The 14,209-nt window shown below is 74.7% G+C and carries 9 protein-coding genes and 1 tRNA gene; 7 read left to right on the top strand and 3 right to left on the bottom strand.

The features are described 5' to 3' along the window. Positions 1 to 209 precede the first annotated feature (209 nt). The 6 genes from ACFWIS_RS20145 (at position 210) to ACFWIS_RS20120 (ending at position 12,439) form a co-directional block, all read left to right on the top strand. Positions 210 to 668, top strand: coding sequence for a DUF3592 domain-containing protein (locus ACFWIS_RS20145; RefSeq protein WP_380451367.1), 459 nt, complete (start codon positions 210 to 212; stop codon positions 666 to 668). Between the two features lie 474 nt (positions 669 to 1,142). After that, positions 1,143 to 4,007, top strand: coding sequence for a type I DNA topoisomerase (gene topA / locus ACFWIS_RS20140; protein ID WP_380451369.1), 2,865 nt, complete (start codon positions 1,143 to 1,145; stop codon positions 4,005 to 4,007). Positions 4,008 to 4,179: 172 nt separating this feature from the next. Next, positions 4,180 to 7,542: a dTMP kinase gene (gene tmk / locus ACFWIS_RS20135; protein ID WP_380451371.1), complete on the top strand. Its 3,363-nt coding sequence runs from the start codon at positions 4,180 to 4,182 to the stop codon at positions 7,540 to 7,542. Positions 7,543 to 7,933: 391 nt separating this feature from the next. Continuing rightward, complete coding sequence (locus tag ACFWIS_RS20130; protein ID WP_380451443.1) at positions 7,934 to 9,145, top strand: DNA polymerase III subunit delta'; 1,212 nt, start codon at positions 7,934 to 7,936, stop codon at positions 9,143 to 9,145. Positions 9,146 to 9,451: 306 nt separating this feature from the next. Further along, on the top strand, positions 9,452 to 10,663 hold the full coding sequence (locus tag ACFWIS_RS20125) for a hypothetical protein (RefSeq protein ID WP_380451373.1): 1,212 nt from the start codon (positions 9,452 to 9,454) through the stop codon (positions 10,661 to 10,663). Between the two features lie 105 nt (positions 10,664 to 10,768). Then, positions 10,769 to 12,439 (top strand): alpha/beta hydrolase, encoded by a 1,671-nt coding sequence (locus tag ACFWIS_RS20120; RefSeq protein WP_380451375.1) that lies wholly within the window; start codon positions 10,769 to 10,771, stop codon positions 12,437 to 12,439. A gap of 76 nt (positions 12,440 to 12,515) precedes the next feature. Here ACFWIS_RS20120 and leuE read toward each other — a convergent pair whose 3' ends face one another. Further along, positions 12,516 to 13,172 carry a leucine efflux protein LeuE gene (gene leuE, locus ACFWIS_RS20115; protein WP_380451377.1) on the bottom strand — a complete coding sequence of 219 codons (657 nt, stop codon included), beginning with the start codon at positions 13,170 to 13,172 and terminating at the stop codon, positions 12,516 to 12,518. A 183-nt stretch (positions 13,173 to 13,355) separates the two neighbouring features. Between leuE and ACFWIS_RS20110 the strand changes: the two genes are divergently transcribed. Continuing rightward, a tRNA-Thr gene (locus ACFWIS_RS20110) sits at positions 13,356 to 13,429 on the top strand. Positions 13,430 to 13,447: 18 nt separating this feature from the next. Here the strand turns inward: ACFWIS_RS20110 and ACFWIS_RS20105 are convergent. Then, entirely contained in the window at positions 13,448 to 13,906 is a 459-nt protein-coding gene (locus ACFWIS_RS20105; protein ID WP_380451379.1) for a tyrosine-type recombinase/integrase, read from the bottom strand. Continuing rightward, positions 13,899 to 14,207 (bottom strand): transposase, encoded by a 309-nt coding sequence (locus tag ACFWIS_RS20100; RefSeq protein WP_380451381.1) that lies wholly within the window; start codon positions 14,205 to 14,207, stop codon positions 13,899 to 13,901. The genes ACFWIS_RS20105 and ACFWIS_RS20100 overlap by 8 nt, the downstream gene beginning before the upstream one ends. Positions 14,208 to 14,209 lie beyond the last annotated feature (2 nt).

The following is a 14,209-nucleotide window of genomic DNA, read 5'->3' as shown; positions in this document are numbered from 1 at the left end:
TGGTGCGACGCAGTGTGGTGCGGTGCCGTGTGCTGCGGTGCCGTGGGGTGCGATGTCGTCTGGTGCGGTGCCGTGCGGGCACCCGCTGGTTCACCCGCCCGTACTCCCTGGTTCGTCCGGCGGTCCCCGTCCGGCCGTCCTCCGTTGGTCGGATGCTGTGAGGCTCTGTCCACAGGCTGTGGACAGAGTCGGGGATCCGGGGGCCAGGGGTGGACACGACGACGGCGACCGTGGGCGGGCTGGTGCTCGTCCTGTTCGGTGGCGCGCTGCTGCTCTGGTGCGCCGCCGAAGTGCGCCTTCGCCACCGGGTGCGCCGACTGGGGGTGCCGGTGGTGGCCACGGTCGTGGCCGAGAACGACGTGCACGGCCAGCTCGACAGTGCGCCGCTGCTCTCCTTCTCGGTGCCGCCGGGCTCCGGTGGGTCCGGCGCCGCCCGGATCGCGGAGCTGGTGCTGACCCGGCCGCGCGGGCACACCCCGCTGCGCCGTCCGGAACGGTTCGCGCCCGGTGCCGCGGTGCGGATCCGTTACGACCCGGACCGGCCCTGCCGGGCGGTGCTGGCGGCGGGGGAGGTCGGCCGGGCGCCGGCCGTGGACCTGCTGTGGAGCGCGCTGGGCGTGGTGTGTCTGGCGGCGGGCGCCGGGCTGCTGGCGGCGGTCGGTCGCTGAGGCGGCGTCGGCCGAGGGGCTGCGGTCGGCCCGTCCGGATTCGGTACCGGGCCTGCCCGCCCTGCCCGCCCGACCCGACTCGGCCCGTACTGTCCGGTCCCGTCCCGTTCTGGCCTGTTCGGTCCGGCTTCCGTCGGCCATGGCGGCGTGATCCGGGGAGCGCGATACCGCAAGCGCGCCGATTTTTCCGTTGACAGATCTTGAAATCCGTCATTCCATCCTCCGGAACCTGCCGAAGCCCCCCTCCGCGGGGCGCGAACCTCCGTCATCGGGTTACCGTTCGAGTGGCGTCGGCGAGTCCGGCAAGCGAAGAAGCGGGATCCGTCCGTTTGACAAGGGTGGCCGGGGTACGGTCACACTCCGCTGGTGGGGTGTCGTCAAGCGGCGACCCCGGGACGGTGGAGGGGCGGGCGGAGTGCAGCCCGTGCTGCCGGCGCCGACCAGCCACATATGGACCGGGAGAGAAGAGCGAAGGTGTCCCCGAGCAGCGAGACCGCGCACGGACAGCGACTCGTCATTGTCGAGTCGCCGGCCAAGGCGAAGACGATCAAGGGCTACCTGGGCCCCGGCTACATCGTCGAGGCGAGCGTCGGGCACATCCGCGACCTGCCCAGCACCGCGGCTGAGGTGCCGGACAAGTACACCGGCGAGGTGCGCCGCCTCGGCGTGGACGTGGACCACGACTTCGCGCCCATCTACGTGGTCAACGCGGACAAGAAGTCCCAGGTCAGCAAGTTGAAGTCGCTGCTCGCGGAGTCCGACGAGCTCTTCCTCGCCACCGATGAGGACCGCGAGGGCGAGGCCATCGCGTGGCACCTCCAGCAGGTGCTCAAGCCCAAGGTGCCGGTGCACCGGATGGTGTTCCACGAGATCACCAAGTCGGCGATCCAGGAGGCGGTGGCCAACCCGCGCGAGCTGAACCAGCGCCTGGTCGACGCCCAGGAGACCCGCCGCATCCTCGACCGCCTCTACGGCTTCGAGGTCTCGCCGGTGCTGTGGAAGAAGGTCATGCCGAAGCTGTCGGCGGGCCGGGTGCAGTCCGTGGCGACCCGTCTGGTGGTCGAGCGGGAGCGCGAGCGGATGGCCTTCCGCACCGCCTCGTACTGGGACCTGGTCGGCACCTTCGGCACCGGCCGCACCCCGGCCGACTCCGCCAACCCGGAGACCTTCGGCGCCCGGCTGGCCGCGGTCGACGGCAAGCGGATCGCCAGCGGCCGCGACTTCGGCCCGGACGGGCAGCTCAAGGCGGGCAGCACCAACACCCTGCACCTGGACGAGCAGGCCGCCCGGCAGCTGGCCGCCGCCCTGGAGCAGACCGCGTTCAGCGTCCGCAGCGTCGAGTCCAAGCCCTACCGCCGCTCGCCGTACGCGCCGTTCCGCACCACCACGCTCCAGCAGGAGGCCAGCCGCAAGCTGGGCTTCGGCGCGAAGCGGACCATGCAGGTGGCCCAGAAGCTGTACGAGAACGGCTTCATCACCTATATGCGCACCGACTCCACCACGCTGTCGGACACCGCGATCTCCGCCGCCCGCGCGCAGGTCACCCAGCTCTACGGCGCCGACTACCTGCCGGACGCGCCGCGCACCTACGCCAGCAAGGTCAAGAACGCCCAGGAGGCGCACGAGGCCGTCCGCCCGTCCGGCGACCGCTTCCGCACCCCCGCCGAGACCGGCCTGAGCGGCGACGACTTCAAGCTGTACGAGCTGATCTGGATGCGCACCGTCGCCTCCCAGATGAAGGACGCGGTCGGCCAGTCGGTCACCGTCCGGGTCGGCGGCGCCTCCGCCGACGGCCGCGACGTCGAGTTCTCCGCCTCCGGCAAGATCATCACCTTCCACGGCTTCCTGAAGGCCTACGTCGAGGGCGCCGACGACCCGAACGCCGAGCTCGACGACCGCGAGCGCCGGCTGCCGCAGGTCACCCAGGGCGACCCGCTGGCCGCCGAGCGGATCACCCCGGAGGGCCACGCCACCAAGCCGCCGGCCCGCTACACCGAGGCCTCGCTGGTCAAGGAGCTGGAGGACCGGGAGATCGGCCGCCCCTCCACCTACGCGTCGATCATCGACACGATCATCCAGCGCCGGTACGTGTTCAAGAAGGGCACGGCGCTCGTCCCGTCCTTCCTCTCCTTCGCCGTGGTCAACCTGCTGGAGAAGCACTTCGGCCGGCTGGTCGACTACGACTTCACCGCGAGGATGGAGGACGACCTCGACCGGATCGCCGCCGGCGAGGCGCAGTCCGTGCCGTGGCTGAAGCGCTTCTACTTCGGCGAGGGTGAGGGCGCGGCCGGAGCCGCCGCCGAGGCCGGCAACGGCGACGGGGACCACCTGGGCGGTCTGAAGGAACTGGTCACCGACCTCGGCGCGATCGACGCCCGGGAGATCAGCTCGTTCCGGATCAGCGACGACCTCACCCTGCGGGTCGGCCGCTACGGCCCGTACGTCGAGCGCGCCTCCGCCGTCGAGGGCGAGCCCGGCCGGCGCGCCGACATCCCGGACGACCTGCCGCCGGACGAGCTGACCGTCGAGCTTGCCGAGGAGCTGCTGGCCAAGCCCAGCGGCGACTTCGAGCTCGGCCCGGACCCGGTCAGCGGCAACATGCTGGTCGCCAAGGACGGCCGCTACGGCCCGTACGTGACCGAGATCCTGCCCGAGGGCACCCCGAAGACCGGCAAGAACGCGGTCAAGCCGCGCACCGCCTCGCTGTTCCAGACGATGTCGCTGGACACCGTCACCCTGGAGGACGCGCTGCGGCTGCTCTCGCTGCCGCGCGTGGTCGGCACCGACGCCGAGGGCGCCGAGATCACCGCGCAGAACGGCCGCTACGGCCCGTACCTCAAGCGCGGCACCGACTCGCGCTCGCTCACCAGCGAGGACCAGCTCTTCACGATCACCCTCGAGGAGGCGCTGGCGATCTACGCCCAGCCCAAGCAGCGCGGCCGGGCCGCCGCCGCCCCGCCGCTCAAGGAGCTGGGCACCGACCCGGTCAGCGAGCGCCCGGTGGTGGTCAAGGACGGCCGCTTCGGCCCGTACGTGACCGACGGTGAGACCAACGCCACGCTGCGCAAGGACGACGAGGTCGAGACCATCACGCCGGAGCGCGGCTACGAGCTGCTCGCCGAGAAGCGGGCCCGCGGGCCGGTCAAGAAGGTGGCGAAGAAGGCCCCGGCGAAGAAGGCCGCGGCCAAGAAGACCACCACCACCAAGACGGCCGCGACCAAGACCGCCGCCAAGAAGGCGGCCGCGAAGAAGACCACCACCACCAAGACGGCGGCGGCGAAGAAGACGGCGGCCAAGAAGACCGCGGCGGCCAAGACCACCGCGACCGACGAGGGCTGATCCGCCGGCCGGACCCCGCCCCCGTACCCGACGGCGGCACCGGGCCCGCGTCCCCCACCCGGGGGCGCGGGCTCTGCGCGTCTGTGCAGGGATCGTCACGGGCCGGTGATGACGGCGAACCGGAACCCCGTTCGTCTCAATCGGGCAAACCCCGGACCGCTACGCTGACCGTATGACGAGCGAGGAGCAGCCCACCCCCAGTGCCGCCCCGGCCGCCAGAGCCACCGGGCCCGAACTGCCCGAGGTCGCGCCCGCCGGAACCCCCTCGGACCGGGCTCGGGCACTGTTGCGGACCAGGTCCTACCGGCGCTTGTGGACCACCCAGCTGATCGGCGGCACCGCCGACCGGCTCGGGCTGCTGGTGCTGCTCGCGCTCACCGTGATCGCCGCCGCCCAGGGCGGGCAGTTCGGCGACCTGCCGCGCAGCCTCGCCTTCGCCACCGCCGCCGTCCTCGCCGTCCGGGTGGCGGCCACCGGGCTGGTCGGCGTGGCGCTGCTGGAGCCGGTGCACCAGCTGGTCGCCGGCAAGCTGGACCGGCGCTGGACGCTGCTCGGCGCCGACGCGCTGAGCGCCCTGCTGATCGGCCTCGCGCCGTGGTGGACGGTCTGGCTGGGCTCCGCCCGCTCCGGGCCCTCCGGCGCGGCCACCTACGTGCTGCTCGCCACCGTGTTCCTCACCGGTGCCGCCGAGCGGGTCCGGGGGATCGCCAGGGCCGTGGCCGTCCCCGGTCTGCTGCCGCCGGCCGACCCCTACGCCCCGGTCGCCGAGCAGCGGCCGGCCGCCGCCAACCTGGACACCGTCCGGAGCATCGACCGGTTCACCGGCTGGGTCACCCTGCCGCTGGGCGCCGTCGGCCTGGTCGCGTTCACCCTGGTCAACAACATCGGCGCGGCGCTCGGCTCGGACTGGCTGCGCGCCCACCAGCTGACCTTCGCGGCGCTCGGCGCGGCCGGCCTGTTCGCCGCCGCGGCCGTCCGCGACCACCTCCAGCAACTGCCCGGCGGCCCGGTGGCCGTCGCCCCGCACTCGCCGCTGACCGGCCTGCGCGCCCCCACCGACGCTTCCCCCGGACCCGCCCTGAGCAAGGGCCGCACCGGCAGCGCCCCGTACTTCACCTTCGCCGTCGCGGCCGGCTACGCCTCGATGGCGGGCGTCGCCGCCCTGGCGCTGCTCACCGCCGCCGAGCACCGGGCCGGCCCGATCGGCTACGGCCTGCTCGTGCTCGCCGCGGCCGGCGCCCCCGCGCTGGGCGCCCGGCTCACCCGGGCCACCCTGCCCTCGCTCTCCCGCCGCCGACTGCTCGCCCTGGCGCTGCTCACCGAGGGCGTCGCGCTGATCCTGGCCGGGCTGGTGCTGGACTTCGTACTGGTCCTGCTGCTCACCGTGCTGGCCGGTCTGGCCGCCGGGGTCGTCGTCTCGGCCGGGCGCGGCCTGCTCGCCCAGGAGGTCGAGGAGGCCCGGCTGACCAAGGTCACCGAGCACCTGTACGCGGTGCTGCGGGCCGTGGTCGCCGCCGCGCTGGTCGTGGTCCCGCTGATCGCCGCCGGCTACGGGGACGTCGAGTACGGCACCGTCGAGCCCGGCTCCTTCACCTTCATCCACGGCGGCGGCGCCCTCGCCGTCGCCACCTCCGGGCTGCTCACCCTGGTGCTCGCCGCCGTCGTCCTGTTGCGCACCGACGACCGGCGCGGCACCGTGCCGTTCGGCCGGGATCTGGTCGACGCGGTGCGCGGCGCCGGCGGACCGGTGCCGCACCGGGGCGCGGGCACCGGCTTCTTCATCGCCCTGGAGGGCGGCGACGGCGCCGGCAAGTCCACCCAGGCCCAGGCGCTCGCCGAGTGGATCCGCGGCAAGGGCCACGAGGTCGTGCTCACCCGCGAGCCCGGCGGCAGCCCGGTCGGGCAGCGGCTGCGCGGCCTCGTCCTGGACGTCGGCAACACCGGCCTGTCGCACCGCGCCGAGGCGCTGATCTACGCCGCCGACCGCGCCGAGCACGTCGAGAACGTCATCCGGCCGGCCCTCGCCCGCGGCGCCGTGGTGATCACCGACCGGTACATGGACTCCTCCATCGCCTACCAGGGGGCCGGTCGCGACCTGGCCGCCACCGAGGTCGCCCGGATCTCCCGCTGGGCGACCGGCGGGCTGCTGCCCGACCTCACCGTGGTGCTGGACGTCGACCCGACCCGGGCCAGGGAGCGCTTCACCGAGGCGCTGGACCGGCTGGAGTCCGAACCCACCGAGTTCCACCAGCGGGTCCGGTCCGGCTTCCTCGCCCTCGCGGCCGCCGACCCGGCGCGCTACCTGGTCGTGGACGGCAGCCAGGCCCCCGGCTTCGTCACCACCGCCATCCGGCACCGGCTCGACCGCGAGCTGCCGCTCTCCGAGCAGGAGAAGGCCGCCCGCGCCGAGCAGGAGCGGCTGGCCAAGGAGGAGGCCGAGCGGCGCGCCGCCGAGGAGGCCCGCAAGAAGGCCGAGGAGGAGGCCGCCGAGCGCAAGCGCCAGGAGGTGCTGGCGCAGCTGCGGGCCGAGCAGGCCGAGCAGGAGCGGCTGGCCAAGGAGGAGGCCGAACGGGTCGCCGCCGAGGCCCGCCGCAAGGCCGAGGAGGAAGCCCGCCTCCGGGCCGAGGAGGCGGCTCGCCGCCGGGCCGAGGAAGAGGCGAAGCGCAGGGCCGAGGAGGAGGCCCGGCTGGCGGCCGAGGCCGCCGAGCGCAAGCGGATCGCCGACGAGGCGGCCGCCCAGGCGGAGCTGCAGCGGCAGCGGGAGCTGGCGCGCGAGGAGCAGCGGCGCCGGGCGGAGGAGGCGCTGCAGCGGGCCGAGGAGGCCCGGCTGGCGCAGGCCGCGGCGCTCGCGGCGGCCGCCGCGGCGGCGGAGACGGCTTCGGACCGGGCCGGGGCTCCGGCGGTCGGGGACGCGGCAGGGGACAGGCCGGGGGTCTCGGAGGGTGGTCTCGGCGACGAGGCGACGCGGGAGCTGACGCTGCGCGACCGGCAGGCGGCGGTCCGGGCGGCGGAGGCCGCCGAGGCGGCGAAGGCTGCCGGGTCCGCGGAGGGTGCCGGGTCCGCGGAGGGTGCCGAGGCGACCGCCCGGCTGCCGCGGGTGCCGGCCGCCGATGAGACGGCGGTGCTGCCGAAGGTGCCGGCGGCGGACGAGACGGCCGTGCTGCCGAGGGTTCCCGCCGCGGACGAGACCGCGGTGCTGCCGCGGGTCGGGCCCGGGCGTCCCGGGGAGCCGGTGGACAGCACCCGGGAGTTGCCGGTGGTGGACGGTCGGCAGGCCGCGCCGCAGCCGGTGGTGCCGCAGACCGGCGAGTCGCAGCCGACCGCCGAGCGGCCCCGGCCGGAGTGGGCGGAGGAGACGCCGATGGACGACCTGCCGAGCCTCACCGACACCCTGCTCGGCTCGCGGGACGAGTGGGCGCGTTGGGGACACGGCGGAAACCAGGACGACTCCGGTCACCCCGGCGGGGACGACCGTCCCGGCGAGGACGGTGGCAAGGGCAAGGGCAAGGGCCGGCGCTGGGGTCGGCGCGGCTGAGTCCGGGGCCGGGACGGCGGGCGTCTGGCGGCTGGCGTTCGGTGGTTGACGGCTGACGGCTGACGACGGGCGACGGGCGACGGGCGACGGGCGACGGGCGATTGACGACTGACGGCTGACGACGGGCGGCTGACGGTCGATGTCCGGCGGTTGGCGTCCGGCGGTTGACGGAAGGGCGGGCGGTGTCGCCCGGGGAGGGTTCCCGGGGCGGCGCCGCCCGTCGTCGTACCAGGGCGCGGGGCTGTCGTCCGGAGGCCCGATGTGTCCGCCGGGCCGTCGTCCGGAGGTCCGGCGTGCCCCGGACGGAGCAGTGGCTGTCGGACCGGAGACGTATGCTCGACGGCGGGGAAACGGCGCCGGGAGCGCTGCCGTACGGAGCATGGGAGCAGCAGTGGCCGTCTGGGACGACCTGGTGGGTCAGGATCGGGTGGTCGAGCAGCTGACCGCCGCGGCCCGGGCGGCCGGGGCGACGGTCGAGGTCGGTCGCGGCGCCGCTCCGGCGCAGGGCGGGAACGCCTCGCTGATGACCCACGCCTGGCTGTTCACAGGCCCGCCCGGTGCCGGTCAGGTCACCGCCGCGCGGGCGTTCGCCGCCGCCCTCCAGTGCACCAGCCCCGACCTCGCGCTCGGCGGCACGCCCGGTTGCGGGTTCTGCGACGGCTGCCACACCGTGCTGGCCGGCAGCCACGCCGACGTCAAGTACGTGCGGACCGACGGACTGTCCATCGGCGTCGGCGACATGCGCGACCTCGTCCTGCGCGCCGCCAGCTACCCGACCGGCGGCCGCTGGTCGGTGATCCTGGTGGACGCCGCGCACCGGCTCACCGAGGCCGCCGCCAACGCGCTGCTCAAGGGCGTGGAGGAGCCCTCCCCGCGCACCGTCTGGCTGCTCTGCGCCCCCTCCGTCCAGGACGTGCTGCCGACCATCCGCTCGCGCTGCCGCCTGCTGGTTCTGCGCACTCCCCCCGCCGAGGCGGTCGCCGACATGCTGGTCCGCCGCGACGGCGTCGACCCGGAGACCGCCCGGCTGGCCGCGCTCGCCGGGCAGGGCGACATCGAGCGCACCCGCCGCCTCGCCGTGGACGAGCAGGCCCGCACCCGCCGGGCCGAGGTGCTGCGGATCCCGCTGGAGGTCGGCGACATCGGCGGCTGCCTGACCGCCGCCCAGCGCCTGGTCGACACCGCCAAGGCCGACGCAGAGGCGCTCGCCGAGACCCAGGACGCCAAGGAGACCGACGACCTGAAGGCCGCCTACGGCGCCGCTGAGGGCAGCAAGGCGCCGCGCGGCATGGCCGGGGCGGTCAAGGAGCTGGAGAAGCGACAGAAGAGCCGTGCCACCCGCACCCGCCGGGAGACCCTCGGGGTCGCGCTGCTCGACCTCCTCGGCTTCTACCGGGACGTGCTGGCGATCCAGCTCGGCTCCACCGGCGCGCTCGCCAACGAGGACCAGCGGCAGGCACTGAACCGGGTCGCCCAGGACGGGACGGCCGAGGGCACGCTGCGCCGGATCGAGGCGGTGCTCGCCTGCCGTGGGGCGGTGGACCGCAACGTGGACCCGCTGCTCGCGGTCGAGGCGATGACGATGGCGCTGCGGGCGGGCTGAGGTCCGGTCCGGCGGCCTGGTCCTCGGGCCGCAAGGGGCGCGCCGCGTGGGGTGGGATCCCGGGGGCCGTACGCCGCCCGGAGTCGCCCGGGGTCGACTCGGCGTCCCACCTTCGAGTGAACGGGCGACACTCGCCGGGCACACCCGCGTGTGACGGCGCACCCGTTGTGCACGCTGGGGGCCGACTGTGCCCGGCCGCACCCCGGGCCCTCCGCTCCGGAGGGCCCGCCGCCGCCGGAGCGGTCGCCTCCCGTACGGCACCGGATCCGGTCCGGCGCCGGCCCTCCTCCCGAGGTGGTGCGTTCCGTGGTCCGTCCACTCCTCGTCATTCCCCTGCTGGCCGCCGCCCTCGGCGGGATCTGGCTGGCGCGCGGTGCGCTCCAGCGCTGGCGCGACCTGCGGGCCGCCGCGACCTACGAACTGACGGGCGACCGGTGGCCGATGCTGCTGCGGGCGGGCGGTGCGATGGTCTGCGGGGTGTGCGTCACCGCGTTGACGGTGCTCACCGCGCTCGGGGCGTTCGGCGGCCTGGGGCACGGCGGGGCGGGCGCGGACCGGGCGGAGCCCGCCGCGGACGCGGCCGCCGCCGGGGCCTGGGCGGGCTCGGCGGCGGGTGTGGCCGGTGGGTCCGGGGGCTCCGGTGGCTCTGGGGGGCCCAGCGGGCCAGGCGGGCCCGGTGCGGCCGTACGGCAGCAGGCGGCACCGCCGGCCGCCACCGATCCGGCGGCCGCCACCCCCGCCACGGCGCCCGTCGTGGCCAGCCACTTCGACAGCGTCGGGCACCCGGGCGGCGGCGAGCTGCTGCAGTCCGCCGTGCTCGGTCCGGACGGGAAGCCGCGCAACGTCCGGGTCTGGCTGCCGGCGCAGTACGCCAAGGAGCCGAACGCGCGCTTCCCCGTCGTCGTGATGCACTCCGCGACCCCGGGCAAGACCGCCGACGCCGAGGTGCCGGACGTCTTCGACGGCGTCGGCGCGGCCCTGCAGACCGGCCGCGCCCGCCCGTTCATCCTGGTCGCCCCCGAGGCGCCGAACGGCACCGCGCACCCCTGCGAGCTGGTCGCCGCGGCCCCGGCCGCCGTCGCCGACGACGCGACCCTGCGCACCACCATCGCGGCCTCCTTCCGTACCCTCCCTCCCGGCCCGGCCTCCTGGGGAACCCTCGGGGTCGAGGGCGGCGCGCCGTGCGCGGCCGCCGCCGGCCTGGCCCGGCCGGACCTCTACGGCGCGGCCGCCGCGGTCTCCGGCCGCTACGACGCCGGCGCGCTCACCCAGACCGGCGCCGAGGCCCCCGCGGGCAGCTCCGCCAAGCTGCTGCTGGCCGCCGCCAAGGGCGACGCCGCCGGTCTGGACGCGGCCCGCAAGCTGCAGGCCGCGCTCAAGGCCGGGCCCGGCCCGGCGGCCAAGGCCGAGGTGCGGATCTCGGACAACGTGCAGGACTACTCGGCGGATCGGGAACGGGCCCGGCTGGTCCGGCAGGCGGCGCAGTTCCTGGCGGAGGCGCTGGCGAAGGCGTCCTGAGCGTCGGCCGAGCCGGCGGTTACGCTGCCCGGTACCCGGGGTGGGTACCGGGCAGCGGCGTTTCTTCGTTCTCGTACTTTTCTCGGAGAGGTGGAGAGGAAGCGGATGAGGGGCTTCGGGCGGGTGCGGGTCGTCGGGCGGGTTCTGGGGCGGGTTCTGGGGCGGGGGCGCGTGCGTGCGGGGTTGCGGGCGGTTGCGGTGGTGCTCGCGGTCGGGCTGCTGGCGGCTTCGGCGGGCGGGTGCAGCCGGCGCTCCGCGGGGCCGACCGGTGGGAGCGGGGCGTCCGGGCAGGCTTCTTCCGACTCGACGGGCGCCGGCTCCGGTGTCACCCCGCTGGAGCCGCTGCCCAGCCCCGTACCGGCCGCGCTCGCTCCGTACTACGGGCAGCGGCCGGCCTGGCAGCCGTGCGACGGCGGTTTCGAGTGCGCCACCTTCCGGGTGCCGATGGACTACGACCGCCCCGGCGACGGCGACCTCACCCTCTCCGCCGCCCGCGCCGCCGCCCTCCCCGGTGACCCCGGCGGCGCGAACCGGTCGGGCTCGCTGCTGCTCAACCCGGGCGGCCCCGGTGGCTCGGCGATCGAGTACCTGGAGGCCGTCGCCGGGACGTACGACCGCACCGTGCGCACCCGCTACGACCTGGTCGGCCTCGACCCGCGCGGGGTGGGCCGCAGCAATCCCGTCAGCTGCCTGAACGGCGAGCGGATGGACGCCTTCACCGCCGCAGACCTGGCCCCCGGCGACCAGCGGGCGATCGACGCGCTCGTCGCCGTCGACCGGGAGTTCGCCGACGGCTGCCGCAGGCAGGCCGGGCCCGCGCTCGGCCACCTCAGCACCGTCGAGGCGGCCCGCGACATGGACGTGCTGCGCGCCCTGCTCGGCGACGAACGGCTGAACTTCGTCGGCAAGTCGTACGGCACCTTCCTCGGCGCCACCTACGCCGGGCTGTTCCCGAGCCGGGTCGGGCGGGTGGTGCTGGACGGCGCGATGGACCCGGCGCTCGACTCGGTCACCGGCAACCGCACCCAGGCCGGCGGCTTCGAGACCGCCTGGGCCGCCTTCGCCGGGGACTGCGCCAAGCGCGAGGACTGCCCGCTCGGCCGCACCGAGCAGCAGGTCGGCGACCGGCTCACCGCCCTGTTCGCGACCGTCCACGCCCAGCCGCTGCCGACCACCGACCACGGGCGCCGGCTCACCGAGGCCCAGGCCACCACCGGCGTCGTCCAGGCCATGTACGCCGAGTTCCTGTGGCCCAAGCTGCGCACCGCGCTCACCGACGCCGAGGCGGGCGACGGCACCGGGCTGCTGAAGCTCTCCGACGCCTACTACGGGCGCGAGGCGGACGGCTCCTACCCCAACCTGATGTTCGCCAACACGGCGGTGAACTGCCTCGACCTGCCCGCCCCGTTCCGCTCGCCGGAGGACGTCCAGCGGGCGGTGCCGGACTTCGAGAAGGCCTCGCCGCACTTCGGGCGCGACATGGCCTGGATGGCGCTGACCTGTGCCTACTGGCCGGTCCGGGCCACCGGCGCGGCCCACACCATCCGGGCCGCCGGCGCCGCCCCGATCGTCGTCGTCGGCACCACCCGCGACCCGGCCACGCCGTACGACTGGGCCCGGTCGCTGGCCGGCCAACTGGAGTCCGGCCGCCTGCTCACCTACGACGGGGACGGCCACACCGCGTACGGGGGGCGCAGCGCCTGTGTGGACGGCGCGGTCAACCGCTTCCTGCTCACCGGGGAGGCCCCGGAGCAGGGCAAGCGCTGCGACCGGTAGCGGGTTCGGGCACCCGTCCCGGGCACCCGTCCTGGGGGTCCGTCCCGGGCACCCGTCCTGGGGGTCCGTCCCGGGGTCAGACCGAGGAGACCGCCAGCTTCGCCGCGAAGCCCGCGAACAGGACGGCGACGCCGCTGGTCAGGGTCGCGGACAGGCGCTTGCGGCGGCGGAAGGCCGAGGCCAGCGTGGTGCCGGCGAATATCAGCAGGGAGAGGTAGAGCAGGCTGAAGGTCTGCAGGATCCCGCCGAGCAGGGCGAAGGACAGCGCGGGCTGCCCGTAGGAAGGGTCGACGAACTGGGTGAAGAAGGACAGCAGGAACAGGATCGCCTTCGGGTTCAGCAGACTGATCACCAGCGCCCGCCGGAACGGCCGCTCGCTCTCCTCCGGCGCCGCCTCCGCGCCGGCCGCCCGGTCGGCCCCGGCCCGGCGCTCGCTCCACAGCTCACGGGCGGCCCGCAGCATCCCGAACCCGATCCACAGCAGGTAGGCGGCGCCGCCGAACTTGACCACCGCGAACACCGCCGGGTTGGCCTTCAGCAGCGAGGCGGCCCCCAGCGAGGTCAGGCTGATCAGCGTGAGGTCGCCGACGAACACGCCCGCCGCCGCCCGGTACCCGGTCCGGACGCCCTTGCGGGCGGCGACCGACAGCACGTACAGCGAGTTGGGGCCGGGCAGCAGGACGATCACGAGGGCGCCGAGGACGTACGTCGCCAGGTCGTTGACACCGAGCACGGTGCGCTCCGGGGGTGGGAAGGGGCGGCAGGGGGGCGATCATCCTAACGTCGCACCGGAGACCGGTTGAAGCAGAAACCATCCGCCCCCGCCCACCCCGGCCCACCACCCGACCGCCCCGGCTACGGATCACCTGCGAACCTGTGTAGACTGGCCCGCGTTGCCACCACACGTGGCAGCGGTGCCGCCTTAGCTCAGTTGGCCAGAGCAACGCACTCGTAATGCGTAGGTCGCGGGTTCGAATCCCGCAGGCGGCTCTGTAGAAGCCCCAGGACTCACTCGCCGTGACCTGGGGCTTTTGCCTTTTCTCGGCCTGCGGGCAGGTGTCGGCGACGCGCTACGAGATCGCTCGCGTGAGCGATGCGTGAGCGCGGGTGTCGATCTTGGTCTAAACCCTTGGCCCTCTTGGCCTTGGACCTCGCTTTCTTTGTGACCTTTCGCTTCGCCTTCTCGGCCTCGGCCGCCGCCTTCGCGGAGGCCTTGGCGTGAGCCACGGCTTCGGTCTGCCGCTGGAGCGGGACGAGCTTCGCGGCAGCCTCGGTCGCGTCCTTGGCGATCTCGGGCAGGACGCTGGTGTAGATGTCCGACGTGATCTTGATGGAGGAGTGGCCGAGCATCTCGGGCACCACCTTCATGTCGACCTCGCCCGCGAGCGCGAGGGTGGCCGCGCCGAGGCGGAGGTCGTGCAGACGGATCGGCGGCAGGCCGGACGAGGTCACGAGCCGCTCAAACATCTCGGTGACCTTGCTGTGTCGGGTCGAGCTCCTGGGCGAAAAAAGCCGAGGTGGCCTTGAGGATCTCGCAGGAGCGCCAGAACTCGGCGTTCTCCTTGCGCAGAGCGGCCAGTTCCTCCTTCTCGATAGTGGTCAGCCGGTCGTCGCGCTCGCCCCGGTCGGCCTCGTCCTGGCGGATCCAGTTCCGCAGGGCCTCGTGGTGCACCCCGAGGTCGCGGGCCATCTGACGGATCACCGGCTTCGGGTCGGCGGCTCGGTATGCGGCGACAGCACGCTGACGCAACTCGGGCGGGTACTTCATCG

Source organism: Kitasatospora sp. NPDC127060 (genome assembly GCF_042724935.1).
In the GTDB taxonomy this organism is placed as follows: domain Bacteria; phylum Actinomycetota; class Actinomycetes; order Streptomycetales; family Streptomycetaceae; genus Kitasatospora.
This window is presented reverse-complemented; position numbering and strand designations above follow the sequence as displayed.